Below are 26,314 nucleotides of genomic sequence, written 5' to 3' on the forward strand. Positions count from 1 at the left end.
GCCGAGAGCTTTGCGCGGCCCTTACCGCGGCGGTTCGACAGAATCGCGCGGCCTGCACGGGTACGCATACGCAGACGGAAGCCGTGCTTCTTAGCGCGACGGCGGTTGTTCGGCTGGAAAGTACGCTTGCTCATACTTTGTCTCCTTGATTTTTGCGGTTCGTGCCCTCACGGGGTATCGGAACCGTACGCTTCTTGGTGCACGGAGGTACCGCGACTATTCGCAGTAGGCGGTGCACACACAACAGCACAACTTTAGAAGAGTGGAGGGCGTAAATCAAGTTCTTGGGGTATTTTTCCGCGTGATTCCGGGCTCGTTTGCGCGGTGGAGGTGGTGGTTGCGGTGCGGCTGTAGGTTGTGGAGAAGCTCCTGATACAGAGGCTACAAACCTGGGGATATTTACAGTGGCACGATATCCACCGCGGTGCACAACAGTCTCTCACACTCACCCACTGGAGAGTTATCCACAGCCCAGCATTACAGGAGTGTTCCGCAGAATATCAAGGAAGAACCCATGCTATGCACTTAAATCCACCGCTTATCCACTTCTGTAATTACAAGTTTTCCACCGTGTGGAAAACTCTTGTGGATAACTTTCTCCACCTGTGTATTAACCGGGTAGAATCTTAATGACCTCGCGGTGGTTTCCGGCATTATTTCTTTACTGCGCCACCGCTTCACATCGAGTGAAAGTAAAGAATTTCATGACCGACTCTCTTCAGGCGCGCTGGGCGCATCTGCTCTCCATTCTTGCCGCCGATCCGGCGGTGACGGCACGTCAGCGTGGTTTCGTGAATCTTGCGCAGCCTCAGGGACTGATGGGTTCTTCTCGCCTCATCATTGAGGTGCCGAATAAGCTCACTCGTGCGGTCTTTGAGGAGCAGATTAGTGCTTCGTTCCGTGCGGCTTTGCACGAGGCTTTTGGTCCGTCGACCACCGCGCTGTTCGATGTGAATGAGTCGATGATTCCGGTTGAACCTGCAAGTCAAGACGTTTTCCAGGGTGAGCGTGAGGCGCACGTTGAGCAGGCTCCTGCAGTCGCTCCGACTGTTCCCGCGCATCCCGAGGTACCCACCGGCTCGCGTGCTTTTGAGTATTACACGGAGCCGCATCCGGGCCCCGATCACTACGAGGTTCCTGCCGATGAGCAGGTCACCCGCCCCTCCCTGCAGGCTCTGGAGGCGGAACGTGCCGGTTTCCCCTCCGCTCAGCAGCCCGCTCCGGCGGCTCCTGCCGCAGCTTCGCCGGCGCCTCGCGAATATCCGGCGCCCCTGCCCACTTTCGTTCCGGAGGCCCCGGCGGTACCGGAGTCTCAGCAGGTGCATCCGCATGAAGACCCGGAAAACGTCCCGACGTGGGATAGCTCTGCCCGACTGAACCCGAACTACACCTTCGACACCTTCGTGATTGGCCAGTCCAACCGCTTTGCGCACGCGAGTGCTTTCGCGGTGGCGGAGCAGCCCGGCATTGTCTACAACCCGCTGTTCATCTACGGCGGTTCGGGTCTGGGCAAGACCCACCTACTGCACGCAATCGGTCACTACACCAAGTACCTGTACCCGAATCTGCGCGTGCGCTACGTGAATTCTGAGGAGTTCACGAACGATTTCATCAACTCGATTCGTGACGATGAGGGCTCGTCATTCAAGCAGATTTACCGCAATGTCGACGTTCTGCTGATTGACGATATCCAGTTCTTGGCGGGCAAAGAGGCGACGATGGAGGAGTTCTTCCATACCTTTAACGCCCTGTACAACCACCAGAAGCAGATCGTGATTACCTCTGATTTGCCGCCGAAGCAGCTGACCGGTTTCGCTGAGCGTATGCGTTCGCGTTTCGGTTCGGGCCTGAATGTGGATGTGCAGCCTCCGGAGCTGGAGACTCGTATCGCGATTCTGCGGAAGAAGGCTCAGAACGAGATTTTGCCGGTGCGCGATGACGTCATGGAGTACATTGCTTCCCATGTCACGGCCAATATTCGCGAGTTGGAGGGTGCTCTGATTCGTGCGAGCGCTGCCGCCTCGATGAAGAAGCCGCCGGAGCCTATTACCTTGGCTGAGGCTGAAACCTATCTGAAGGATTTGCTCTCTGATACCGGTGGTGCGGAGATTACGTCGGCGCTGGTTTTGGCGACGGTGGCGAAGTATTTCGATGTGTCCATTGAGGATATGCAGTCGAAGTCGCGTACCCGTACGCTCACGAATGCGCGCCAGGTGGCGATGTATCTTCTGCGTGAGCTGACCGAGATGTCTCTACCGCGTATTGGCAACGATCTTGGCGGCCGCGACCATACGACGGTGATGCACGCGGTGCGTAAGGTGAGCGCACAGATGGCAGAGCGTCAGACGATTTTCAATCAGGTTACTGAGCTGACGAATTTGATCCGCCAGGAGCAACGCGCCGCCGGCTAGAGCCTCTAGATTCCCCGCTTTACAGCATGTTTTATGCCTTGACTAGGTGTTTTACTCGCTGTGAGGCGGGGTGTCTTGGTGAAATCCGCTATTTTTAGCGGTGAGAAAAGCTGAATTTTCGGGGTGTGGATAAGCTGTGCTTTAACTCATGCGCTCGTGTGGACGTTAAGTGCATGAATATTCAAAAGGTGTGGAATTAGGGAAATGTATAAATATCCATACACAATGCATCCTCAGTGCAGGGTGGATTCTTCCACTTAATGTCCACAGGCTACTTCCGCGTCATTGCAGGCAAGGAAGGGGTTTTCCACCGTTTCCACAAGCGTTAACAATATTACTGTACTTAAAGAAAAAATCCTCCTCATAACAAATAGTTCTGCTCGACCGGCCGGCCTGGTTCAGGTTTTTCTGTATACCCCTGCTGAAAGCGTAGATTTTCGCGGATTTGGCATCGTTACTGCATGCTCTCTCTTGGGTTGGGTTTAGAAAAGAAACCAACACCGAACCATCGCCTAGTTCGAACCTGTTTTCGAGTAGACTCGCTGCGTCTTCCGCCTCTCTTTGTAATTACAAAAATACAGCGACCTCACATGCCTCATCTCACCCGATTTTTCGCTGCGGGAACGACCCTCGAGTCTCTGTGTAATTACAAAATCCGGTAGGATGGATAGACGCGCGCGCGGAAGATTCACTGCGCACCAGAGCACGCGATATCTCCGGCTCTATCGCCCAAAGCTTTACGTGCGCCCACAACCTAACTCTCCAATTCCGTGAAAGGCGCCTTCTCGATGAAATTCACCGTTGAACGCGATGTCCTTGCCGAAGCAGTCGGCTGGACGGCACGCTCACTTCCGCTGCGTCCCACCTCCCCCGTACTCAACGGTCTGCTGATTACCGCCTCCGCAGGTGAGGTCAGCATCGCAAGCTTCGATCACGAGACCAGCGCCCGCCAGGTCATCGCAGCTGACGTTGAAGCAGAAGGCGTTTGCCTGGTTCCCGGCAAGATTCTGGCTGAAATTTGCCGCTCCCTGCCGAACGCACCTGTCGAGTTCACCGCAGATGAGTCCGTGATCCGTATTCACTGCCGTTCCGCTAACTTCCAGCTGGCTGGCATGCCTGTCGTGGACTACCCGGAGCTCCCCGAACTGCCCGAAATTTCCGGTACCGTGGACGGCGCCGAATTCGCTGAGGCCGTCAAGCAGGTTCAGATTGCGGTGTCCAAGGATGAGACTCTGCCTCTGCTGACCGGTATCCGCGTGGAAATCAACGGTGACACCATGACCCTGCTCGCCACCGACCGCTACCGCCTGGCTATGCGCGAAATCAAGTGGAACCCGGTCAACCCCGAGGTTCAGGCGGCTGTGCTGCTGAAGGCTAAGACCGTCTCTGAGGTGGGTAGCACCCTCTCCGGTTCCGGTGAGCTGTCTATTGCTCTGCCCGCTGCAGGTGAGCTGATTGGTTTCGCCGCTGGCACCCGTCGCACCACCAGCGTTCTGATGGACGGCGACTACCCCAACATTCGTGCACTGTTCCCCGAGCAGACCCCGATTCACGCGGTGGTTCGCACCTCCGACTTGGCTGAGGCAGCTCGTCGTATCTCCCTCGTGGCGGAGCGTAACACTCCCCTGCGTCTGAAGTTCACCCAGGGTTCGGTCGCTATTGATGCCGGCCGCGGTGACGAGGCTCAGGCTTCTGAGACCCTGCAAGCGCACCTGTCCGGTGAAGACATCACCGTTGCGTACAACCCCGCATACCTGTCGGATGGTTTGAAGGTGTTCGGTACCGAGTTCGTGCGTTTCTCCTTCACCGATGCGCCGAAGCCCGCCGTGATTTCCGGTCAGGATGAGCCTCTGGCTGAGGACGACCGTAACTACCGTTACCTGCTGATGCCGGTTCGCCTGCCCTCGAACTAGTAGCTAGCCGCCCCGCGCGCCTCCCAAGGTTCTGCCCAAGGAAGTCCGCGGGGCTGTGCTTTCTGCCCGCCCGTACCCACCCCAACCGAACCGCACGAAAGGAGCCGCACCGGTGTATATTGACCATATTTCGTTGTTGGATTACCGCACCTACGCTCTGCTGAGCCTGCCTCTTTCGGCGGGGGTCACGGTGTTTCTGGGTTCTAATGGTGTGGGTAAAACCAATATTGTTGAGGCGATTGACTATGCGGCGTCTCTGTCTTCGCACCGTGTGAGCCATGATGGGCCGCTGGTGCGGATGGGTGCTTCGCGCGCCTATATTCGCACCCGTACGGTGCGCGGTTCGCAGCAGACGGTGACCGAGTTTGAGATTGCTCCGGGGCAGAGTAACCGCGTGCGCATTAATCGTGCCGCGCCGGTGCGTGCAAAGGAGGCACTGGGTATTGCCCGCACGGTGCTGTTCTCCCCGGAGGATTTGCAGTTGGTGAAGGGCGATCCGGCGGGTCGTCGCCGTTTTGTGGATGAGCTGGCGACCTCTTTGCGTCCGGTGGTTGCCGGGTATCGTAGCGAGTATGAGCGGATTTTGCGTCAGCGCAATTCGCTGCTGAAATCCATGCAGCGTAAGGCTCGGGACGAGAACGCTTTGAGTACCCTGGCTGTTTGGGATGAGCAGCTATCGACCCTGGGCGCTCAGCTTCTTTCTGCGCGTTTTCGCCTGCTGCAGCGCTTTTTGCCGCAGCTTCGCCGCGCCTACGCGGGGTTGACGGACGGCTCAAAGGAAGTCGGTTTCAACTATGAGTCGACTGTTTTTTCGAGCATGGGCGAGCGCTCAATCGAGCACGCGGCACTGATGCGCATCGAGGACCTCAAGGAGGCTTTGATGCGCGGTTTTGCGGAGCGTCGGAGCGATGAGATTGAGCGCGGCGTGACTCTGGTGGGTCCGCATCGTGAGGATATTACTCTGCTGCTCGGCGGTATGCCGGTGAAGCATTTCGCGTCGCACGGCGAGAGCTGGTCTTTTGCTCTGGCGCTGAAGCTGGCGTCCTGGTTTGTGCATGTTGAGGATGATTCCTCGGCGGGTTCTTCGCCGATTCTGATTCTTGATGATGTGTTTGCGGAGCTGGATTCTGCGCGCCGCCACCGCCTGGGTGCGATGGTTGCTGATGCGGAGCAGGTGCTCATTACCTGCGCGGTGCTGAGCGATATTCCGGAGGAGCTGGGTGACTACCGCCTGGTGTCGGTGACGGCGGGTCATGCCGAGTATGCGCAGCCTGCCGTTGCTACTGCGGATAGCGAGGGGTCGACTGCATCGGCGCTCGCGGAGGGTGGCGGCGATGAGTAACCCTGCCCGCCCTTCCGAGTATGTTTCACGTGAAACATTCGACGAGTTTGCGGAACCGCAGTTTACGGAGCCGCAAAACCCGCGCGAGGTTGATAGCGTGGGCGAGTTCTACCGCGATGAGGTGGACGCCCCCTCCGCCCTACTGACCCGTATGCGCGTGGCGGCTCAGGAACGTGGCGAAGCGCCTCTCAACGCCTTCTCTGCGAATAAAATCATGCGCGATTTCGGCGCGGTCATGTCCGGTACTGCCTCGAAGAAGAAATCGCGGCGAGCGCAGGGATGGGATCCCCGCGTTATGGGCGGCTATAGCGGCCCCGGGGAGAGCTCTCGCGACCCTAAACCCCTCGGTGGCATTGTCAGTGCCCTCATTCGTTCTCGCGGCTGGAAAGAGCCCGTGGCGGTCTCGAGTGTGCTGGCTCGCTGGGCTGAGCTGGTCGGTCCGGAAATTGCCGCACACACCCGTCCGATCAGCTTTGAAAACTCCATTGTTGAAGTTCAGTGTGACTCTACCGCCTGGACCACGCAGCTGCGCCTGATGCACGGTCACCTCATCGAGCTTTTTCGCCGGGAACTGGGCGAGGGTGTAGTGGCTCAGGTCCGTGTACTGGGTCCGAATAACGGGCGCTGGAGCCAGCGAGGCTATCGCCGTGCCACCGGCATGCGCGGAGTTCGCGATACCTACGGGTAGGCGCATCCCGGTGAGCGCATCGCGTCACTGCATCGCATTGCCGCCGACAGGAAACAGAGACATTGGGGCACGTTGCATAAAACGTGCCCCTTTTCTGCACGCTATGAAAGCTTTAGAATCGCCGGCAACCCCCACGAAGTGGTGAACCGTACCCCCCACCTCGAGAGGGGGTTGAAGCACTCTAAACCGCCTTTGCGGGCTTTTGAGCGGGTGGTAGTACCCAAAAAAGCTCAATATGTGACGTATGTAGATGGTTTTATGCTCTCTTGCTCGGTAAAATAAAAGAGACAATGCGTAAAGTGTGCCCACCTATGGGCACCACCGGCAACGCGGGTTGTGCAGGCACTTTCTGGTGCCCTTCGTGAGGTGTTCTAGGCTCCCCTCTGAGCTGCCCGCAGTTCTTCTTCGCCGGTTGCATCATCTACTCAAGGAGTTCTGCCTCGTGGCATCTGAACAGAATGCATCTGAACAGCAGCATGAATACGGTGCATCCGATATTACCGTGCTGGAAGGTCTGGAAGCGGTTCGCAAGCGCCCCGGCATGTACATTGGCTCGACCACTGAACGCGGTCTGCACCACCTGGTCTACGAGGTCGTAGATAACTCGGTCGACGAAGCGCTCGCCGGTTACGCCTCCAAAATTGACGTGACCATTCAGGCTGACGGCGCTGTTCGCGTAGAGGACGATGGCCGCGGCATTCCCGTGGATGAGCACCCCACCGAGCACAAGTCCACCGTTGAGGTTGTTATGACCGTGCTGCATGCTGGCGGTAAGTTCGGCGGTGGCGGCTACTCGGTTTCCGGTGGTCTGCACGGTGTGGGTATTTCCGTGGTGAACGCGCTGTCTACCCGTGTGATTACCGAGGTGCACCGTCAGGGCTACGCGTGGCATATTTCCTTCTCGAACGGCGGTGTGCCCGATGGTCCTCTGCGCCGCGGTGAGCCTTCCGATAAGACCGGTACTATTCAGACGTTCTACCCGGATCCGGAGATTTTCGAGACCGTCGAGTTCGACTTTGAGACTCTGCGTGCGCGTTTCCAGCAGATGGCGTTCCTGAACAAGGGCCTGACCATCACTCTGACCGATGAGCGCGAGAAGTTCACCGGTGACGAGGTAGCCGAAGAGGAGAAGGAAAACATTCTCAACCGCGTGCGTGCGAACGCTAAGGGTTTCACGACCGTCACTTACCGTTACGACAACGGCCTGTTCGACTACGTGCACTTCCTCAACGCTGGCGCGAAGACCATTGTGAATGAGGAGATTGTCTCCTTCGAGTCCGAAGACACTGAGCGCAACATGAGCCTGGAAGTTGCGATGCAGTGGACCGGCGCGTACAAGGAATCGGTCTACTCGTACGCGAACACGATTAACACCCACGAGGGTGGTACCCACGAAGAGGGTTTCCGTGCCGCTCTGACCTCGCTGGTGAACCGTTACGCGCGCGAGAACAAGCTGTTGCGCGATAAGGACGATAACCTCACCGGTGAAGACGTACGTGAGGGTCTGACCGCGGTCATTTCGATTAAGATTTCTGAGCCGCAGTTCGAGGGTCAGACCAAGACCAAGCTGGGTAACTCTGAAGCGAAGTCCTTCACCCAGCGCGAGGTGAACGACCACCTCAGTGACTGGTTCGGCCGTAACCCCGCGGTGGCGAAGGATATCGTTCGCCGCGCAATCACCGCCGCTCAGGCGCGTATCGCAGCCCGTAAGGCTCGCGAGACCACCCGCCGTAAGGGCCTGTTGGAGACCAGCTCCATGCCCGGTAAGCTCAAGGACTGCTCCTCGAAGGATCCGTCGATCTCTGAGATTTACCTGGTGGAGGGTGACTCTGCAGGTGGCTCGGCGGTGCAGGGTCGTAACCCGAATACCCAGGCGATTCTGCCGTTGCGCGGTAAGATCCTGAACGTTGAGCGTGCTCGCCTGGACCGTGCCCTGTCCAATGCTGAAATCCAGGCAATGATTACCGCCTTCGGTACCGGCATTGGCGACGACTTCGATATTGAGAAGGCGCGCTACCACAAGATTGTTCTGATGGCGGATGCGGACGTCGACGGCCAGCACATTACGACCCTGTTGCTGACCCTGCTCTTCCGCTTCATGCGTCCGCTGATTGAGGCTGGCTACGTGTACCTGGCTCAGCCGCCGCTGTACCGCATTAAGTGGTCGAACGCTCCGCACGACTACGTGTACTCGGACGCTGAGCGTGATGAGGCTCTGGCTCGTGGTGCAGCGAAGAACCTGCGCCTGCCTAAGGATAACGGCATTCAGCGTTACAAGGGTCTGGGCGAGATGGACTACACCGAGCTGTGGGACACCACCATGGATCCGGCTCGTCGTACCCTGCTTCAGGTGAAGATGGAGGATGCAGCTGCTGCTGACCAGATCTTCTCTGTTCTGATGGGTGAGGACGTTGAGGCTCGTCGTGAGTTTATCCAGCAGAACGCAAAGGACATTCGATTCCTCGATATCTAGCACGAAACGGCATATGCCCCATAGGGAATATGTCAAGTGAGCTATATAGCCGAGCGAGTCATTGAGGAATGAGAAAGTAATGAGCGAAGAACAGCAGAATAAATCCACTGAGGTTGACGTCGTCAGCAACGGTGGCGCTGAAAATGTAGACCACCACGGTCACATTGAACAGGTGGACCTGCAGACCGAAATGCAGCGCTCCTACCTGGACTACGCAATGGCCGTTATTATCGGTCGAGCCCTGCCGGATGTGCGTGACGGTCTGAAGCCCGTGCACCGCCGCGTGATTTACGCGATGTACGACGGTGGCTACCGCCCGGACCGCGCCTTCAACAAGTGCGCCCGCGTGGTCGGTGACGTGATGGGTCAGTTCCACCCCCACGGCGATAGCGCTATCTACGACACTCTGGTGCGTCTGATTCAGAGCTGGATTATGCGTTACCCGCTGGCTCTGGGGCAGGGTAACTTCGGTTCTCCCGGTAACGACGGTGCTGCGGCGCCTCGATACACCGAGACTAAGATGGCGCCCATCGCCCTGGAGATGGTGCGCGACATCAACGAGGACACCGTTGATTTCCAGCCGAACTACGATGGAAAGTCCCTGGAGCCGACCGTTCTGCCCGCACGCATCCCGAACCTGCTGGTGAATGGTTCTTCGGGTATTGCTGTGGGTATGGCGACCAATATCCCGCCGCACAACCTGCGTGAGGTTGCTGAGGGTGTGGAGTGGTTCTTGAAGAACCCGCACGCGACCAATGAGGAGCTGCTGAACGCTCTGATGGCTCGCATTAAGGGCCCGGACTTCCCGACCGGTGCGCAGATTCTGGGCACCAAGGGCATTGAGGATGCGTACCGCACCGGCCGCGGCTCCATCACCATGCGCGCGGTGGTCAACGTGGAGGAAATCCACGGTCGCACCTGCCTGGTGGTCACCGAGCTGCCGTACCAGGCGAACCCGGATAACCTGGCGATTAAGATTGCTGAGCTCATCAAGGACGGTAAGGTCACCGGCATCGCCGATTTGCGCGATGAGACTTCGGGTCGTACCGGTCAGCGCCTGGTGATTGTGCTCAAGCGCGATGCTTCCCCGAAGGTTGTGCTGAACAACCTGTACAAGCACACCCAGCTGCAGGAGAACTTCTCCGCGAACATGCTCGCCATTGTTGATGGCGTGCCGCGTACCCTGTCCCTGGACGCGTTTGTGCGCCACTGGGTGGATCACCAGATGGACGTTATCGTTCGTCGTACCCGTTACCGTCTGCGTCAGGCGGAGGAAGAGGCGCACATCCTGCGCGGCCTGCTGAAGGCTCTGGATGCTCTGGATGAGGTTATTGCCCTGATCCGCCGCTCCCCCACCGCTGATGAGGCGCGTAGCGGCCTGATGGAGTTCCTGCAGATTGATGAGGCTCAGGCTCAGGCAATTCTGAACATGCAGTTGCGTCGTCTGGCTGCTTTGGAGCGTCAGAAGATTCAGGATCGCCACGATGAGCTGATGCGCATGATCGCTGAGTACAACGCGATTATTGCTTCGGAGACTCGCCAGCGCGAGATTATCTCTGAGGAGCTGGGCGAGATTGTGAACCGCTACGGCGATGAGCGTCGCACCCAGATTATGTACGGCTACAACGGCGACATGTCCATGGAAGACCTCATCCCGGAGGAGGAGGTCGTGGTGACGATTACTCGCGGCGGCTACATTAAGCGCACCCGCAGTGATCAGTACCGTAGCCAGCACCGCGGCGGTAAGGGCATTAAGGGTGCCTCGCTGCGCGGTGACGATGTGGTGGAGCACTTCTTCGTGACGACCACGCACAGCTGGATTCTGTTCTTCACGAACCTGGGCCGCGTGTACCGCGCGAAGGGTTACGAGCTGCAGGAAGCTGGCCGCGATGCGAAGGGTCAACATATTGCGAACCTGCTGGAGTTCCAGGGTGGTGAGCATATTGCTCAGGTCATGGAGCTGAAGAGCTACGACGATGCTGAGTACCTGGTGCTTGCTACTCGCGGCGGCATGGTGAAGAAGAGCCGCCTGAGCGATTACGATACGAACCGTACTGCCGGCCTGATTGCGATTAACCTGCGTGAGGGTGATGAGGTTGTTTCGGCGTTCACTGTCTCGGCGAAGGACGATATTCTGCTGGTGTCGCGTAACGGTATGTCGCTGCGCTTCCATGCTGATGATGCGTCGCTGCGTCCGATGGGTCGTTCGACCTCGGGTGTGACCGGTATGAAGTTCCGTGACGGCGATGAGCTGATTTCTGCGAACGTGGTTACTGAGGGCTCCTTCGTCTTCGTGGTCACTGAGGGCGGTTACGCGAAGCGTACGAGCGTGGATGAGTACCGCGTGCAGGGCCGTAACGGTTTCGGCATTAAGGTTGCTAAGCTAGTTGAGGATCGTGGCGCCCTGGTGGGTGGCCTCATTGTGGACGAAGAGGACGAGGTGCTGGTGGTTATGGCCAGCGGTAAGGTCGTTCGTTCGAATGTGAATGAGGTTCCTGCGAAGGGACGCGATACTATGGGTGTTATCTTTGCAAAGCCCGGTAAGGGCGATTCTATTATTGGTGTTGCACGCAACCAGGATCGTCAGCTGGATGATAGCGACGATGAAACCACTGAGAACACCGAGGCTTCGGAGTCTTCTGAGGCGCCCGGTTCGGACAACGAGGGTGAAGCGGCGGCTGCCGATCTCACCGCTACTGGAGGTAACTAATGAGCAGCACTCCCGCGAGCTCCTCTCCTGCGTCGGCACAGCGTTCGGCGTCGGCTGGTGCATCTAAGTCTTCGGGTGCGGCTAAGGCTGGCGCGCGTCGCCCGGCTCAGGCACGTTCGGGCCAGGCCCGTCCTGGCGGTACCGCTAAGCGTCCTGCCGGTAAGCGCCCTGTGAACGCTAAGCGTCCTACTGGCTCGCGCCGTCAGCTGGTGCGTCCTGCACCGCGTTCGAAGATCCGTCGTGCGCGTCTGGTGGTTCAGAAGGTTGATACGTGGTCGGTTGCTAAGCTGATCTTCCTGCTGTCTATTGCCTTGGGTATCGTGACCGTCGTGGCGTCGGTAATTCTGTGGCTGTTCCTGCAGGCTTCTGGCGCGTTTACCGGTGTGAACCAGCTGATTAGCTCGCTGGGTACCGGTTCGACCACTGTGGATATTTCGCAGATGATTTCGCTGGGTCAGGTTGCTTTGGTGACTACTATTTTTGCTGTGGTCAACACTGTGGTCTTTACTCTGCTGGGTATGATTGGCGCGATTCTGTACAACCTGGCTGCGAAGCTGGTTGGTGGCGTGACCTTGACTCTGAGCGATGAGTCCTAGTTTGTAGCTTTTTGAGCTTTGTGTGCGGGCGGTGCCCCTCTGGATGGAGGTGGTGCCGCCCGTTCTGTATGCCTAGGAACCTCGCAGCAGTAAATGTGATGCAGAACATGCTTTTTCGATTTGGTGTTACCTTCAAACACCTGTATAGTTATATCTCGTTCTACGGAAGAAATTCCGCAGAAGGAGGGCGTATAGCTCAGACGGTTAGAGCGCTTCGCTGATAACGAAGAGGTCCCAAGTTCGATTCTTGGTACGCCCACTCCACACTATGAAAGGCAATAATGAAGAAATTATTGATTCTTGCTGTTCTTTCGTGTGTCACTGTGATGGTCTTGAAAAAGTATCAGAGCAATGAAGTCGTAAAGGCTTGGAAAAATAACTAAACAGTGGTTTTCCGCTGAGACGGGGGCGTGGCGCAATTGGTAGCGCATCTGCTTTGCAAGCAGAGGGTTAGGGGTTCGAGTCCCCTCGCCTCCACTTTCCGGTGATTATAGCAAGAGGGAAACGCCTGGCTCCATTCCGAACCCAGAAGCTAAGACTCTTCGCGCCGATGGTACTGCACTTTTGTGGGTGTGGGAGAGTAGGTCATCGCCGGTTTATTTTTGAGAAAGACCCCGTATCGAAAGATGCGGGGTCTTTTGTTATATCTATTGTTTTGAATCGTTGTAGATACCTTGTAAAGCCGATGCGTTGCGTATGCTGCAGGGCTTTCGGATGCGCCTTCAGCTCTCTCCGATGATTGGGGCGTGCGCTGTTACTAAAACCCACATGGTTACCCGGCGTGAGTAGTTTGAGGGGTCAAATGAGGTCTGAATAATAAAGGTGTGTCACAAAAAAGAAAGCTGGGAGGTTCCTGAAAGTGAACACTTGGTGAACACACTTTAGCCGCTTGATGGATATAATCGCCCCTCTCTCCCACACTCTCGCATAAGCCACATAAACCAACTTAAGCATTCCGGTAGGTGCACCCTTTTTGCCGCGGAATATCGGGATTATTGCCCCTAGAATATGGTCTCTGCGGCAAAACCCTCACGAAAACCCGCTCAATACTGTGGGTTTATCTGTTATTTCGTGTTAATTCGGAATACTTTAGATTTCACGAAAACCGACAGATAATTTTCTTGTGACTACAGAACTCATTATTCTCGTGATCGTGGTGCTTACCGCGCTCGCCTTCGACTTTACGAATGGCTTCCACGACACCGGTAACGCGATGGCAACTTCCATTGCGACCGGTGCGCTGAAGCCTAAGACCGCCGTGGCGTTGTCTGCGTCCCTGAACCTCGTTGGCGCGTTCCTCTCTGTTGAGGTGGCGCGTTCGGTCGGTAGCGGCATCGTGAACCTGGACCGTATCGATGTAACAACGGATGGCCCGGCGCTGATGCTTATCGTCTTTACTGGCCTGGTGGGCGGTATCCTCTGGAACGTTTTGACCTGGCTTCTGGGTCTGCCCTCTTCCTCGTCGCACGCTCTGTTCGGTGGCCTGATTGGTTCGGCTATTGTCGCTATCGGCTTCGACGGTGTGCAGTGGATGGGCGTTCTGTCCAAGATTATTGTTCCCGCGGTTCTCTCCCCCGTTATTGCGGCTATTGTGGCGGCAACCGGCACCTGGCTGGTCTACCGTATTGCTGCTCCGGTGGCTGACGATCGTAAGCACGGCGGCTTCCGCAAGGGACAGGTTGCGACCGCGTCCCTGATGTCTCTGGCGCACGGTACCAACGATGCGCAGAAGACCATGGGCGTGATCTTCCTGGCTCTGGTTGCTTCGGGCACTCTGAGCAACGATGATGCAATCCCCTTTTGGGTGAAGGCTAGCTGTGCGCTCGCGATTGCTCTGGGTACTTACCTGGGCGGTTGGCGCATTATCCGCACCCTCGGTAAGGGCATCGTCGAGGTGGATACCCCGCAGGGTGTTGCTGCTGACGGTGCATCCGCTGCGATTATTCTGACCTCGTCCCACTTCGGTATGGCTCTGTCGACCACTCACGTGGCGTCCGGTTCGATTCTGGGTAGTGGCCTGGGTCGTAAGGGTGCTGAGGTGCGCTGGTCTGTTGCGGGCCGCATGGTGGTTGCTTGGCTGATTACCCTGCCGGCTGCCGCGATTGTGGGTGCTCTGACCTGGTTGATTGGTCACGGCCTGAACGCTCTGACCGGCACCCAGTTCATTGGCGAAATGACCGTGTTTGCTCTGCTGGTGATCTTCTGCTTCCTGATGTGGCGTCACTCCCAGAAGGACAACATTGACGCTTCGAACGTGACTGGCGACTGGGATGAAAAGGAAGGCGCTGCAGTCACCAGCGCCGAGGCATCCGCAGAAGCTCAGACCCTTGCTACCGAGAAAGCAGGTTCGTAGCCGTGGAATATCTGATGGACATTGTGAACAAGGTTATTCCGGTACTGATTGCCGGCTTGTTCTTTGGTGCGGGCCTTCCGGCGCTCTACGCGCTGGGCCTGCGTATGATGGCTGGCCGTACCGAGTACACTGCGGACGGTAAGCTCGTTGAAATTGAGCCTCCGGGAACGGTGGCGAAGATTGCCGCATTCTGCATTTTTGCTATTATCGTAGCAATCGTAATCATCGGTATTCTCTGGGTCGCTAAGGACTTTATCGACCACACTTTCGGCTGGAATATCTTCGGCGTAACCGGTGGAGGCCACTAATCCCGTGAACACTAAATTGCATATGATGACTGCTTCGAAGGAGGGGCTCGATGCCTGATAAGAGCATGATCTCTCGAGTAATCGACTGGCTGAGCGTCGGGTATCCCAAGGATGTTCCGGTGCAGGACCGCGCGGCAGTGATGGCTATTTTGAAGATGCGTCTGACCGATGAGCAGCTGCAGGAAGTTGTTCGCCAGCTCATGCAGTCTCGTGCTGCCCGTGGTGAGGCGTACGTGAGTGACCAGCGCATTAACGAGTACATTCGTCGAGTGGTGGATCATACCCCGACCCCGCAGGATATTGACCGCGTCGCTAAGATTCTTGGTGCGCACGGCTTCCTGATTGCGGAGAACCACGTGAACGAGGACGCTGAGCCTACGGCTGGCGGTACCGAGTACGTGACCTACGATGATCCGACGACCGGTGAGATTCGTATCGCCGAGTTGGCTGCTGAGTCGGCTAATATTCCGGCTCCGAATGCTACTGCTACGCAGGACGACTAAATAGCCTGCTGTGAGAGTTGAGAACTCTCATGAAGCTTGTGACCTATGGGGTGGACTGAAGTCCACCCCATAGGTTTTCTTTATGCCCTCCGATGGATGTGCCGCGGGTTGCCCGCCCGTGCATAGGTGCGGGCGGTATTCTAGAGGGACTTCACTCCCTCAAACCGCCGGTGGGCTGTGCGCTCGCCCTACATCATGGAGATTCTGTGTCTTCTTCACCTACTCCTGAACCCGAGAACTCTCACATTCCCGATGCTTCCACTCAAGAACCCTCTCAGGGCGTTTCTGAGGAGGCACCCGTCGCCGATGAGGAATCCTCCGCTAAGGGCTCTTCACCCCGCGTAGATGCCGCTAAAGAGGCTATTGCCGAGCAGGCGCGCCGCCTCGTGGTTCCCCGCCGTTCCCTGCTTCTGACCGGTGGCGTGATTGCTGCCGCCGGGGTGCTTGCCGCGATGCCTCAGATTGCCGCGACCGGTGTTCTGGGTGAGGACGCTGCGGTGGTTGTTTCTAACGAGAAGCTGCTGGCGCGTCGTGAGCGTCTGGTTCGCGAAAACATCGATACCCGCTACCTGAAGATTGAGTCGCTGGGGCGTATCTATGTGGGTAAGGGGCGTACTGAGCAGGATCTGCGTCTGGTGGGTTCTTTCTCCCTCACGGAGGCGGCACAAGCCGATTTGGTGGCGGCAGCTACGGCGCTGACGAACCTGTCTGTCTACGGTTCTTTGCACCGGCTGAGCGTCACCTATGGCGGCGTGGACTCGGCGAATGACCCGCAGAACGTTGCCAACACCGCCACGGATGCGCCGGTGGGCCCACTGCGCGTCAATGATTCGGCAACTCTGAAGGAAGAGCAGTGGCTGAAGGTGCTGACCGCTAACGCGGTGCTGGGTACTACAGCTAGCTACGCTCAGGTGGGCCTGCTGGCGGATGAGCTGCGCCTGAACGCCGTCGTGATTGATGAGAACTATGAGTCCCTGATGAAGCGCTTCCGCGCGCTGGCTGAGCTGGATCTGAAGAATGAGCAGGTGCAGCAGATTCACCTGAATATTCAGTTGGCTCCGGAGAAGGCGCTGACCCTGCCTTCGGGCGCGCAGTCGAAGATCTCGGTGAGTGTTGCGGAGTCTTCGCGTGTGGCAACGGTGGCTGATGTGCTGTCGAAGGCCGCCACGAGGAAGGAGCTGAATACCCTGGCTTCGTTCTCACTGGTGTGGAATGCCCGTGAGGAATATCCGTCGGCGAGCCAGTGGGACGCCTTCAAGCTGGGTTTCAAGGCGCCGGAATCGAAGGAAGAGTCCGCGAAGGAGGCGCAACGCACCGCGGTTCGTAAGTATCTGCAGGAAGTGAGCGGCCCCCTGCAGGCGATTTCGAAGCGTGAGGCGACGGTGCCGGGCGAAGTTATTTCCTAACCCTCTCGGGGTGTGATGGGTCTAACTAAAAAAATGTGCCTGAGGATTTGGTAAAGCTACAAAAGGTGTTATAGACTAGTAAAGCACCGCGGGGGCGTGGCGCAATTGGTAGCGCATCTGCTTTGCAAGCAGAGGGTTAGGGGTTCGAGTCCCCTCGCCTCCACTTTCCGGTGATTATAGCAAGAGGGAAACGCCTGGTTCCATTCCGAACCCAGAAGCTAAGACTCTTCGCGCCGATGGTACTGCACTTTTGTGGGTGTGGGAGAGTAGGTCATCGCCGGTTTATTTTTGAACCGAGAACCCCATGTCGAAAGACATGGGGTTCTTTGTATATCCGGGAAATATCAAGGGGATACCCGGGGAAGGTTAGCGCTCTAGCTACAGCGTCTCCTCTCTCCCCATCCAAAAACCAAGAAAACACCCAAAATAAATAGCCGCCCGCCAGAGCAGAAACTCTAGCGGGCGGCTATTCCTCAGAAAGCGCTCCCTCACGCCGCCAGCGGCGCCTCAGAAAGCCTTAGAGAAAAAGATACGCGGAACGCTTATGCGTTCTTCCAGGGATCCTCCACGGGACGAGCTGCGTTGTAAGCTGCTGCGCCTGCAACACCCAGAGCAACCAGCAGACCCAGGAATGCCAGGCCCTTACGGGGGCGCTTGCCGCCGTTACGCTCAATACGAGCCAGTTCCTTCTCAGCGGCGCGAACGGTCTTCGCGGTAGCCTTACGAGCCTTCTTCAGGGCCTTCTTGTTGCCGGTCAGCTTCTCAGCGAACATCTCAGCGGTCTTGCCTTCCAGCGCGGACTCAACAGCAGCCAGGGAAGAGACAACAGCCTGAGCCTTAGCAGCCTTGCGTGCCTTACGCTTCTTGCAGCAGAACATGGGGTGACCTCCATCGGTTGAAATGCGCCGGCGACCAGAAAATACCGCCGTACGCGTAGTGTTCACCTCTCAGGATATTCAATTCCCGCCCAAAAAGCCCGCCCAACGGTGCGCCCGGGGCGAAAAAACATGTTAGATGGCGAATGAGCGCCGCCCCGTGCCACAATAGAGCCATGACTAATGCAACTGCTAAGGCAACTATCCACACCAACTACGGTGACATCGTCGTCGATCTCTTCGGCAACCACGCACCGCTGACTGTTGAGAACTTCATCGGCCTGGCTGACGGCTCCCGTCAGTGGAAGCACCCCCGCACCGGTGAAATCATGAACAGCCCTCTGTACAAGGACGTCGTGTTCCACCGCATCATCAAGGACTTCATGATTCAGGGTGGCGACCCCCTGGGCATGGGCGTTGGCGGCCCCGGCTACCAGTTCAAGGACGAGATTCACCCCGAGCTCTCCTTCTCCAAGCCCTACCTGCTGGCAATGGCTAACGCAGGCCCCGGCACCAACGGTTCTCAGTTCTTCATCACCACCGTTGAGACCCCCTGGCTGAACGGCCGCCACACCATCTTCGGTGAGGTTACCGACGAGGCATCCAAGAAGGTTGTTGACGCTATTGAGAGCGTTGAGACCGGCTTCCAGGACCGCCCGGTCAAGGACGTTGTCATCTCCTCGATCGACATCGAAAAGCTCTAATAAACCCCATCAGAAGGCTCATACGAGCATTCTGCTGAAGGTGTTGAGAAAACACGTATAGTTCAGGGGCCCGCCAGGATTCTTCCGGTGGGCCCCTGCGCTTATACGCCCACGCGCGCCATCCCCCGCACACCACCCCGGTTGATCCGGTACACGACCCTGGAGGTTCAGTGGAGAACTTTCCCAACTACGCAGGCTACGGGCAGAGCCCCACGGTCTGCGTCAACCACCCCAACCGCGTTAGCTACGCCCAGTGTGGGCGCTGCAACCGCACCGTCTGCGGTGAATGCCAGGTAGCGCTGGATGTGGGCATGGTCTGCCCCGACTGCTACCGCGAACTCACGGGTGGTAGCTCAAAGGCACAAGGTTCGAAAGCAAAAGGCTCATTCCTGGCGCGCCACTGGCACATTACGTACACGCTCATTCTGCTGAACGTCGCGATGTACGGTCTGCAGCAGATTATCCCGAATAGGTGGATGGTCAACCACGGCATGATGTGGTGGCCCTATGTTCAGCACGGTGAATATTACCGCCTCATCAGCTACGGTTTTCTGCACTCACAAAACGACCCGATGCACCTGGTGTGGAACATGATTTACCTCTTCATCTTCGGTGTATCTCTCGAACGTATGATGGGGCGCTGGAAGTTCCTTGTGGTGTACCTGGGCTCAATCGTCTTTGGTGCCTTCGGCGTGCACGTGCTGACTCCTTCAACGAGCGTGGCGGGCGCATCAGGCGGCGTGTACGGCCTCTACGGTGCCTTCCTCGTGATTCTGCTTCTTAGGAAGCAAAAGGACACGGCGCGCCTCTTTATGCTGCTTATCGGCATTGGTGTGGTTCAGAGCTTCTTCAACCCGAATATTTCCCACGCATGCCACGCGGGTGGCTTTATCGGCGGTGTACTGCTGACCCTGCTGTTCGTCCCGTTTGTGAAGAAGCCCGAGTCCTCGGATCCGCCGCAGCAGAGCCCGCAGCAATGGCAAAACGGCAGGTACTAGCCTGAAAATCCGGCACAAAATCCTTGGAGAGGCAGTGGAGAACTTTCCCAACTACATGAACTACGGGCAGAGCCCAACGGTCTGCGTCAACCACCCCGACCGCGTCAGCTACGCCCAGTGCGGGCGCTGCAACCGCGCCGTCTGCGGCGAATGCCAGACGGCACAGGGCGCGGGTGTAGTCTGCCCCGATTGCTACCGTGACCTCAAAGGCGGTAGCTCAAAGGCGAAAGGCTCGTTCCTGGCGCGCCACTGGCATATTACGTACACGCTCATTCTGATTAACGTCGTGGTGTACGGTCTGCAACAGATTATTCCATTCCGTTGGGTGTATAACCTCGGCATGATGTCGGGTCCCCGTGTTCACAGCGGTGAGTACTACCGCCTGATTACGCACGGGTTTGTGCACTCGCAGAATGACCCGATGCACATGGTGTGGAACATGATTTATCTCTTCATCTTCGGTGTGTCCCTCGAGCGCATGATGGGGCGGTGGAAGTTCCTCTTCGTATATATGGCTGCTACCTTGGGCGCTGGCCTCAGTGTGTACATCTTCGCCTACTACCGCGGCGCCGTGGGCGCATCAGGCGGCGTGTACGGCCTCTACGGTGCCTTCTTCGTCATCCTGATTCTTAGGAGGCAGAAGGACACCGCCCGCCTCTTTATTCTGCTTATCGGCATTGGTATGGTGCAGAACCTCTTCACCCCGCATATTTCCCACGCGGGACACATCGGCGGCCTTATCAGTGGCGCGCTCGCGACCTTCCTGATTCTCCCGTTCGTCAAGAAGCCTGAGGCATCTGAGTCTTCTCAGCCACCGCAGCAACAGGGCCTGCAGCGGTGGTTCAAGGGTCGCTATTGAGCCTGAAACCCGCGGAAACCCGCCGCAGAAGAGGGTTATCCACAGAGGTTTTCCACACTGTGCATAACTACATTCGTGTAATTCCACGATTGTGAGTACATGTTAAAAACCTGTGGATACAGGCTAAAACAACCGAATTACATAGGGTGAATTACACGGGTGTAAGAGTTTTCCCCAGATTTCTCCACAGATGTGGAAAACCTTAAGTACCAGGATGTGTGTAATTACAAAAAATTTCGGCGCGAAGCGCCGGATAGAACAAAAAGTGCCCGGAAGGATAAACCTTCCGGGCACTTTTGCGTATCGAGCCCCTCACGGGGCGAAGAAGCAGCGGGCGCGAACCTAGTTCGCCTGAGCCTCCGCCTCCTCAACCTCCTCGGGAGTAAGCTCCACGCCGGTGTACAGGCGGAACTGCTCAGCAGCCTGCAGAGCAATCACCTCGCCACCGTGAATAACTTCCTTACCCGCCGCGCGAGCCGCGCGAATCAGCGGGGTCTCAACGGGCATCGCCACTACGTCAAAGACCACCTGAGCCTCAGCAATAGCCTCTTCGGGGTAGGACAGCTCCTCGCTCTCCTCACCACCAGCCATACCAATCGGGGTCACGTTCACCAGAATCGGTGCACGCAGGTTACCGACCTCCGGCGCCCACGCGTACTCGTAACGCTCAGCCAGCGCGCGGCCGGTCTCCTCGTTGCGGGCAATAATCATGCCCTGCGAGAAGCCCGCGTCAAAGAACGCACCAGCCACCGCAGCCGCCATGCCGCCCGAACCACGTAGCAGGAACGGCAGAGAGGGATCCACGTTATGCGAACGCAGCAGGGAAGCCACCGCAATCACGTCCGTGTTGTATGCCTTCAGGAAGCCGTCAGTGTTCACAATCGTGTTCACCGCACCAATAACCGCAGCCGAGTGGTCCATATCGTCCATTAGCGGGATAACAGCCTGCTTAAACGGCATCGACACCGAGCAGCCACGAATACCCAGCGCACGCACGCCAGCGATGGCGCCCTCAATATCGGTGGTGGTCATCGCCTTGTACAGGTAATCCAGACTGTGCTTCTCGTACAGGTAATTGTGGAACTTAATACCGTGATTCGACGGGCGACCAGACAAGGAAATGCAGACCGTCGTATCGCGGTTCAGCGCTGGGCGAGCCATCTTAAGCCTCGCCGCCAGAGTTGAGGGTGTTCTCAATCAGCTTCTTCACCTTGTTGCGGCTCACCAAGTCAGCGACCACAAAGTGGGTGTCGCCGGTATCCACGGTGGGGACGGTCGCGTTGCCGTCGTTCAGGGACTTCACGTGCGCCTCAGCCTGCGGATCCTCCCAAATGTTCACCCAGGTAGCGTGGTCGCCGAGCTCGCCCAGCTTAGAATCCAGAGCCTCGCAGTAGGGGCAGCCGGGGCGCCAGTAAATGACGACACCGCCATCCTTCATAACCTCGCGTGCCTTCTGCTGATCGGACTGCTGACGTTCAAACATAGTTCCTCCATAGACGGGGTGCTCCGCGGTCTCCAGGAGGCGCTAAAACCTGCCCGAGGGCGCAGCACAATCATTTGATGTATCAAGCATAGCCTGAGCATGCAGGCGCAGGGGAGAGGTCCTCATACGGCGAACGTCCGCGGCGCACTCTCAGACCCCGCGCCTTAACGGCATACGCCCCACACCAAGGTTGCCGGACCAATGATGCGGGGCGTATACAGTTCGCGAGAAAGCGCGAGCACTTGTGCTGAGTAAGAGTAAAGAAGAGTGAAAACAGGCTACCAGGCGGTAACCGAAGCTGAGCAATATGCCGAGTGAGTCGGTGAATGAAAGAACCCAGGCGGGGCAGTGCGCCCCATTATTCGAGAGAGATGTTGAGTGAAAGCTTTCCACCAAATGCTCGGGGCTGGCGCCCTGCCTCATGAGGAGGCGAGGCGGGGCGCCAATCCCGCAGCAACTGTCGTCTTACTTACCGAACTTGTCGGTCAGCTTGGAGACGTTGTCGGTCACGACCTCTTCAACCTTAGCAACGTGCTCGTCGGTGACGACCTCCTTGCCAGCCTTCTCGTTGATGACTTCCTGAGCCTTGTCGAGGCCCTGCTCAACGGCGCCCTTGATATCGAAGCCCACGAGGGCCTCCTTTCTGCGCTGACGCGCTCTAAAGCCTCACCTGAAGTGAGGGGTGATTCGCCCATACGGGCTAAATCGGAGTGTGATGCTTTGGAGGACGAAATCTGAAAGCTGGGTTTGTATGTGACGGTAGAACCCAGTGTAGATGCCATCCATATGCCGGACTATAGGCATCGAAACTTTACAGCTCACGGATTGCGTCCGTCGATAAGTGTACATACCCGCGGAGGCAAGAAAAACCACTCTCAGGAAACGAGGGGAAGCTTTTGATTAACGACCAAAGAATCGTGGCTTATCAGCGCGTTATTTGAGGTGCTGGGCGGAGGATTTTTGCAGAAACTCGCAGGAAACTTCCAGCTATGAATATTGTTCAAAACCCCAAAAATACGCCGTATGACACCCCGACGCTTTATGACGACCCTACGGGACGTCACTAAAAGACCGGAATATCCGTAGGATCCGCACCCGCCGACCAATCATGAGACGCCGCAAAACCAGCAACCATCGGCAAAAAACGAGGCGCCGCATAACCGCGCACCGCATAGGTGGTTGCCACCGCATCCGCGGCAGCCTCCAGCTGAGAAGTCGGAATCAACGCCATCACCGCGCCACCAAAACCGCCACCCACAATACGAGCCCCCAGCGCACCCTGATCCAGACACACCTGCACCGCATCATCAATCTCCGGGCGAGAAACACACAACTCATCACGCATCGACACAAACGACTCCGTGAAAATACGGCCCGCCTCCTCAAACGCCGCAAAACCCAGCTCATCCGCATGCTGCAGCAGATAGCTCGCACGACCCACCAGAGTCATATCGTGGAACGCGTGACGCACCCAACCACGCGGGAACGTGCAGGGGCGGCCGGCATCCTCCAACGCATCGAGGGCGCGATTCACCGAAGAATCCACCAGGTCGGCACGCCACGCCTTCGCCGCGCGCGCATCCATACCCGCACAGGACAGGTCCTCCGGCAGGGCATCACGCAAAAAACGCAGACCCAGCGCCTCAGCGCACGCCTCAGACGCCGCACGACGAGCCGCAAAACCACCATCCGTCAGCTCATGCGGAGTGTTCGTATCAATCACCAAAAAACTCAGCCCATGCTGAGCAATATCCACTGCAACCGGCTCAATCGAAAAATCACGGAAATCAACCACCAGCGCCTGCTCCGGATACGAACGCAACGACGCCGTCTGATCCAGACCACCCGTCTGCGCGCCAGCCACCTTATTCTCAGCCGTAATACACACCTGAGCCAGACGCGCACGCAAAGCATCACTATCAGCCGGGGTAGCATCCGCCTCCGGGCACCCCTGACGCACCGGACACGAGAGCTCCAACAACGCCAACGCCGTCGAACACTCCAAAGCCGCCGAAGACGACAAACCGCCACCCACCGGAACACGAGAATTAATCAGCAGGTCAGCACCAAACTCATCGGGCAGCATAATATCCCTGCCGCCCTCCTGATTCATCGCCCACGCAACACCCGCCACATAGGTGAACCAGCCCTTTAAATGACCCGGCTGGATATCGCGAATCACGACCGTGCGCTCGTCGCCGGGCATCTGCAAAGAAGCCGCGCGCAACACACCATCACGACGCAACGCACCCGCCACATAGGTGCGGTACGGCAACGGCATCGGCAGGCACGAGCCACCCAAAAAATCAATGTACTCGCCCAAAAGATTCAGACGCCCAGGCGCAGACCACACACCATCAGGCTCATAACCGTACGCGGTAATAAACTCCTCACGCACACGCGCAATCTCCGCGCTATGGTCCGGAAGAGCCGCCCACTGGGCGGTAGCGGTCATCGACATGGAACACCTCTGATAAAGCCCAACAGGGCACTAAAACATAAACGACACCCTTCGCGCACCCGATACACTCCGGGTACAAGCACGTGTCACATCTAGACTAAAGCAGAAAACCAGCGAACATCGACTCAACCGCCAAACCGCACCAGTACCAGGGCGCAGCAGGTACCAGGGCGCGGCAGAGCAGCCAGCACCAACGCACGCAAAAGCCCCGCACCCCCACAAGGGAGCACGGGGCACCATACATAACTAATAAACCAAAAGAAGGGCTAAGCGATTACGCATCCTGCGTATAAGGCTCCTGCACCACCATCATCGTGTCAATGGCAGAGAGCAAATCCTGGCGGTAACGGTTAAACGCATTCTCAATCAGAGGAACATCGCCGCTCGCCACAGCCTCCTGAGGCGAAATCAGCGGCAGAGTCTGATACTCCTCCACCAGGCTCAACGCAATATGAGTCAACAAACGAGCACGACGCAGCGCCTCCGCATGACCCAAACCAAGAGCCTGGAACTCATGAGCCATAGCCACCACCGGCTTCAACTCACGCGGGTGCAGAGTCAAACTCAAACGCACCACCTCAGGGCACTCACGAATCGGGTACAGCAGAGAGAACAGAAGATCACCGCGGCGAATCATCGAAGCACGAATAGCCTCCGGATTCGGCTCAGCCTCCTCAGACATCGACTTCGGGGCACGAGCCAGAATGTAATCCGCCAACAGAATGAGAAGCTGCTGCTTATTCTTCACGTGGTAGTACAGAGCGCCGGGAGCCACGTGAAGCTCCTGAGCAAGTCGGCGCATGGAAAGGTCCGCCAAACCGTAGGTCGCCAAGACCTCGTAGGCGGTATCTAGAATCTTTTCACGGGAAAGTACCACCCTTTCATTTTAGGGTGTTCAAATCTGTAACGTGAGCAAGATGCACCCCGCGGCAAACAAAAACCGCGCAAATACGCGGCACAGCCTCAAAAATGAATGTCGATTCTCACTCAATCAGAGCGAACGTTTCGCGTTTCACGAGCACTTTTGCTACCAAAAACGCTCCAGCACACACAGAATAGGTAGCCGCCCACGCTCTCGGCATAAAAACACGTCTTAAACCGCCCAAAACCGCCAAGACAGGTAAACCTCGCGGGCGCACAGAGTAAAAGGGGGTGTTTAATATTCGGTATGAGCAATGCATTTTCTGAACTAATCGAGCGCGCCACCGCAGGCGAAGGCCTCAACCGCGAAGAAATCCACACCCTCCTCGTGGACGGTGACGGACAGGACTTCGCCCTCATCGAGGCAGCCTCCGTCGTGCGCCGCAACGAATTCCGCAACATGATTGCAATCCACACCGAAGACGAAGCACTCGCCGACGCCCTGGGCACCCGCTCCATCGCCGTGGACTCCTACGAAGTACTGGATATCTCCCGCGATATCGACTCCGAAGAACTCGCGGCAAGCATTGAACGTATTGCTGAATCCTCCGCCATCGGCGTGACCGTACTACTGCCCGAAAATGCAGTACCCATGATGCTGATGCGCGTACTGTCCATCCTGCGCCTGGCGGCACCCGCCAAGGTCATCCACCTGCCCGAAGGCTACGAGCAGTCCCTGCGCTCGCTGACCTCCCTCGCAATGCACGTGGTCAGCGCCATCACCATTACCGACGACATTGAGCAGTGGCCCATGGTCAACGAGGTGCTCAAGGCTCTGCGCCACGGCGGCATCGTCATTTCCGGTACCGCTGGACGTGACGCCCTCGCAGGCTACCTGCGCTACCTCTCCGACCTCGGCGTGGACCTCATGGGTCACCGCGACGCACGCGGCTCCGCCTGCGGCTCGGTCGACGGTGGCGGCTGTGGCTGCGGTTCGGGTGGCTGCGGTAGCCACGAGGAGCCGGCACCTTCCGCCGGTGGTTGTGGCTGTGGCTCGGGTGGATGCGGTTCCTCCGCTGAAGCTCCGGCTGAGTCTCACGGCCACTCCCACGGTGGTGGCGGTTGCTGCGGCGGCCACGACGAACCAAAGGAAGAAAAGGGTGGCTGCTGTGGTGGCCACGACGAGCCTGAACCGGTCGTGGAGGAAGCTCCCGCTGGCGGTTGTGGCTGCGGTGCTGGTGGATGCGGCTCTAAGTAATCTGCTAGAGGTAGCTACCCCAATCGATATATTCCAAATATAGAATTTTCCCCTGAATAACCTGCTGAAAAGCAGAGATATTCAGGGGAAAACTCTATATTCCGTAAAGAGC

22 protein-coding genes, 3 tRNA genes and 2 rRNA genes are annotated in these 26,314 nt (G+C 57.4%); 20 read left to right on the forward strand and 7 right to left on the reverse strand.

Going from position 1 to position 26,314, the window contains the following annotated elements; translation table 11 throughout:
* Nucleotides 1-134 (reverse strand): 50S ribosomal protein L34 (gene rpmH / locus AB8E48_RS02265; protein WP_049332235.1); only part of this gene is annotated, 134 nt, incomplete at its 3' end.
* A gap of 570 nt (nt 135-704) precedes the next feature.
* Between rpmH and dnaA the strand changes: the two genes are divergently transcribed.
* From dnaA to rrf (AB8E48_RS02345), 16 genes are all read left to right on the forward strand, one after another.
* Nucleotides 705-2,411, forward strand: coding sequence for a chromosomal replication initiator protein DnaA (gene dnaA, locus AB8E48_RS02270; protein WP_368885622.1), 1,707 nt, complete (start codon nt 705-707; stop codon nt 2,409-2,411).
* 788 nt (nt 2,412-3,199) lie between these two features.
* Nucleotides 3,200-4,324 carry a DNA polymerase III subunit beta gene (dnaN, locus tag AB8E48_RS02275; protein ID WP_070832493.1) on the forward strand — a complete coding sequence of 375 codons (1,125 nt, stop codon included), beginning with the start codon at nt 3,200-3,202 and terminating at the stop codon, nt 4,322-4,324.
* 112 nt (nt 4,325-4,436) lie between these two features.
* Nucleotides 4,437-5,666: a DNA replication/repair protein RecF gene (gene recF / locus AB8E48_RS02280; protein ID WP_368885623.1), complete on the forward strand. Its 1,230-nt coding sequence runs from the start codon at nt 4,437-4,439 to the stop codon at nt 5,664-5,666.
* Nucleotides 5,659-6,354: a DUF721 domain-containing protein gene (locus AB8E48_RS02285; RefSeq protein ID WP_368885624.1), complete on the forward strand. Its 696-nt coding sequence runs from the start codon at nt 5,659-5,661 to the stop codon at nt 6,352-6,354. Before recF ends, AB8E48_RS02285 begins: the two co-directional genes overlap by 8 nt.
* A gap of 442 nt (nt 6,355-6,796) precedes the next feature.
* Complete coding sequence (gene gyrB / locus AB8E48_RS02290) at nt 6,797-8,827, forward strand: DNA topoisomerase (ATP-hydrolyzing) subunit B (protein WP_368885625.1); 2,031 nt, start codon at nt 6,797-6,799, stop codon at nt 8,825-8,827.
* 79 nt (nt 8,828-8,906) lie between these two features.
* A complete protein-coding gene (gene gyrA, locus AB8E48_RS02295) occupies nt 8,907-11,537 on the forward strand; it encodes a DNA gyrase subunit A (protein ID WP_314667667.1) in 2,631 nt (876 codons plus the stop codon).
* Nucleotides 11,537-12,133 carry a DUF3566 domain-containing protein gene (locus AB8E48_RS02300; RefSeq protein WP_005508012.1) on the forward strand — a complete coding sequence of 199 codons (597 nt, stop codon included), beginning with the start codon at nt 11,537-11,539 and terminating at the stop codon, nt 12,131-12,133. Before gyrA ends, AB8E48_RS02300 begins: the two co-directional genes overlap by 1 nt.
* A 185-nt stretch (nt 12,134-12,318) precedes the next feature.
* Nucleotides 12,319-12,392: transfer RNA gene (locus tag AB8E48_RS02305), tRNA-Ile, on the forward strand.
* Nucleotides 12,393-12,537: 145 nt separating this feature from the next.
* A tRNA-Ala gene (locus AB8E48_RS02310) sits at nt 12,538-12,610 on the forward strand.
* Between the two features lie 3 nt (nt 12,611-12,613).
* Nucleotides 12,614-12,730 (forward strand): 5S ribosomal RNA (gene rrf / locus AB8E48_RS02315).
* 526 nt (nt 12,731-13,256) lie between these two features.
* The gene (locus AB8E48_RS02320; RefSeq protein WP_368885626.1) at nt 13,257-14,486 is read left to right on the forward strand and encodes an anion permease; all 1,230 of its coding nucleotides are present in this window, start codon (nt 13,257-13,259) and stop codon (nt 14,484-14,486) included.
* Nucleotides 14,487-14,500: 14 nt separating this feature from the next.
* Entirely contained in the window at nt 14,501-14,794 is a 294-nt protein-coding gene (locus tag AB8E48_RS02325; RefSeq protein WP_314658192.1) for a hypothetical protein, read from the forward strand.
* Between the two features lie 50 nt (nt 14,795-14,844).
* Entirely contained in the window at nt 14,845-15,297 is a 453-nt protein-coding gene (locus AB8E48_RS02330) for a DUF3349 domain-containing protein (RefSeq protein WP_368885627.1), read from the forward strand.
* A 206-nt stretch (nt 15,298-15,503) separates the two neighbouring features.
* Nucleotides 15,504-16,703, forward strand: a complete 1,200-nt coding sequence (locus AB8E48_RS02335; RefSeq protein WP_368885628.1) for an acetamidase — start codon at nt 15,504-15,506, stop codon at nt 16,701-16,703.
* Nucleotides 16,704-16,793: 90 nt separating this feature from the next.
* Nucleotides 16,794-16,866: transfer RNA gene (locus AB8E48_RS02340), tRNA-Ala, on the forward strand.
* Nucleotides 16,867-16,869: 3 nt separating this feature from the next.
* A 5S ribosomal RNA gene (rrf, locus tag AB8E48_RS02345) occupies nt 16,870-16,986 on the forward strand.
* 259 nt (nt 16,987-17,245) lie between these two features.
* Here the strand turns inward: rrf (AB8E48_RS02345) and AB8E48_RS02350 are convergent.
* A complete protein-coding gene (locus AB8E48_RS02350) occupies nt 17,246-17,581 on the reverse strand; it encodes a hypothetical protein (protein WP_049345994.1) in 336 nt (111 codons plus the stop codon).
* Between the two features lie 173 nt (nt 17,582-17,754).
* Here AB8E48_RS02350 and AB8E48_RS02355 point away from each other — a divergent pair, with 173 nt between their 5' ends.
* The 3 genes from AB8E48_RS02355 (at nt 17,755) to AB8E48_RS02365 (ending at nt 20,139) form a co-directional block, all read left to right on the forward strand.
* Complete coding sequence (locus tag AB8E48_RS02355) at nt 17,755-18,282, forward strand: peptidylprolyl isomerase (protein ID WP_368885629.1); 528 nt, start codon at nt 17,755-17,757, stop codon at nt 18,280-18,282.
* A gap of 170 nt (nt 18,283-18,452) precedes the next feature.
* Nucleotides 18,453-19,280: a rhomboid family intramembrane serine protease gene (locus AB8E48_RS02360; protein ID WP_314364384.1), complete on the forward strand. Its 828-nt coding sequence runs from the start codon at nt 18,453-18,455 to the stop codon at nt 19,278-19,280.
* 34 nt (nt 19,281-19,314) lie between these two features.
* On the forward strand, nt 19,315-20,139 hold the full coding sequence (locus tag AB8E48_RS02365) for a rhomboid family intramembrane serine protease (RefSeq protein WP_368885630.1): 825 nt from the start codon (nt 19,315-19,317) through the stop codon (nt 20,137-20,139).
* A 342-nt stretch (nt 20,140-20,481) separates the two neighbouring features.
* On the opposite strand, the gene AB8E48_RS02370 is transcribed toward AB8E48_RS02365, so the two are convergent.
* From AB8E48_RS02370 to AB8E48_RS02390, 5 genes are all read right to left on the reverse strand, one after another.
* The gene (locus AB8E48_RS02370) at nt 20,482-21,300 is read right to left on the reverse strand and encodes a shikimate 5-dehydrogenase (protein WP_294627305.1); all 819 of its coding nucleotides are present in this window, start codon (nt 21,298-21,300) and stop codon (nt 20,482-20,484) included.
* Nucleotide 21,301: 1 nt separating this feature from the next.
* A complete protein-coding gene (locus tag AB8E48_RS02375; RefSeq protein WP_049326839.1) occupies nt 21,302-21,622 on the reverse strand; it encodes a glutaredoxin domain-containing protein in 321 nt (106 codons plus the stop codon).
* A 465-nt stretch (nt 21,623-22,087) separates the two neighbouring features.
* Entirely contained in the window at nt 22,088-22,252 is a 165-nt protein-coding gene (locus AB8E48_RS02380; protein ID WP_314658182.1) for a ribosome recycling factor, read from the reverse strand.
* Nucleotides 22,253-22,685: 433 nt separating this feature from the next.
* Nucleotides 22,686-24,083 (reverse strand): galactokinase, encoded by a 1,398-nt coding sequence (locus AB8E48_RS02385; protein WP_368885631.1) that lies wholly within the window; start codon nt 24,081-24,083, stop codon nt 22,686-22,688.
* 274 nt (nt 24,084-24,357) lie between these two features.
* Complete coding sequence (locus tag AB8E48_RS02390; RefSeq protein ID WP_005504130.1) at nt 24,358-24,960, reverse strand: TetR/AcrR family transcriptional regulator; 603 nt, start codon at nt 24,958-24,960, stop codon at nt 24,358-24,360.
* A gap of 291 nt (nt 24,961-25,251) precedes the next feature.
* Here AB8E48_RS02390 and AB8E48_RS02395 point away from each other — a divergent pair, with 291 nt between their 5' ends.
* On the forward strand, nt 25,252-26,202 hold the full coding sequence (locus AB8E48_RS02395; protein WP_368866573.1) for a biotin synthase: 951 nt from the start codon (nt 25,252-25,254) through the stop codon (nt 26,200-26,202).
* Nucleotides 26,203-26,314: the final 112 nt, after the last annotated feature.

The sequence above is a fragment of the Rothia mucilaginosa genome (assembly GCF_964211445.1).
In the GTDB taxonomy this organism is placed as follows: domain Bacteria; phylum Actinomycetota; class Actinomycetes; order Actinomycetales; family Micrococcaceae; genus Rothia; species Rothia mucilaginosa_E.

Bases quoted from the DNA above. Each gene is read 5' to 3' on its own strand.
- dnaA (WP_368885622.1), top strand. From the start codon at position 705: ATGACCGACTCTCTTCAGGCGCGCTGGGCGCATCTGCTCTCCATTCTT.
- dnaN (WP_070832493.1), top strand. From the start codon at position 3,200: ATGAAATTCACCGTTGAACGCGATGTCCTTGCCGAAGCAGTCGGCTGG.
- AB8E48_RS02285 (WP_368885624.1), top strand. From the start codon at position 5,659: ATGAGTAACCCTGCCCGCCCTTCCGAGTATGTTTCACGTGAAACATTC.
- gyrA (WP_314667667.1), top strand. From the start codon at position 8,907: ATGAGCGAAGAACAGCAGAATAAATCCACTGAGGTTGACGTCGTCAGC.
- AB8E48_RS02300 (WP_005508012.1), top strand. From the start codon at position 11,537: ATGAGCAGCACTCCCGCGAGCTCCTCTCCTGCGTCGGCACAGCGTTCG.
- AB8E48_RS02325 (WP_314658192.1), top strand. From the start codon at position 14,501: ATGGACATTGTGAACAAGGTTATTCCGGTACTGATTGCCGGCTTGTTC.
- AB8E48_RS02330 (WP_368885627.1), top strand. From the start codon at position 14,845: ATGCCTGATAAGAGCATGATCTCTCGAGTAATCGACTGGCTGAGCGTC.
- AB8E48_RS02350 (WP_049345994.1), bottom strand. From the start codon at position 17,581: ATGTTCTGCTGCAAGAAGCGTAAGGCACGCAAGGCTGCTAAGGCTCAG.
- AB8E48_RS02355 (WP_368885629.1), top strand. From the start codon at position 17,755: ATGACTAATGCAACTGCTAAGGCAACTATCCACACCAACTACGGTGAC.
- AB8E48_RS02370 (WP_294627305.1), bottom strand. From the start codon at position 21,300: ATGGCTCGCCCAGCGCTGAACCGCGATACGACGGTCTGCATTTCCTTG.
- AB8E48_RS02375 (WP_049326839.1), bottom strand. From the start codon at position 21,622: ATGTTTGAACGTCAGCAGTCCGATCAGCAGAAGGCACGCGAGGTTATG.
- AB8E48_RS02385 (WP_368885631.1), bottom strand. From the start codon at position 24,083: ATGTCGATGACCGCTACCGCCCAGTGGGCGGCTCTTCCGGACCATAGC.
- AB8E48_RS02395 (WP_368866573.1), top strand. From the start codon at position 25,252: ATGAGCAATGCATTTTCTGAACTAATCGAGCGCGCCACCGCAGGCGAA.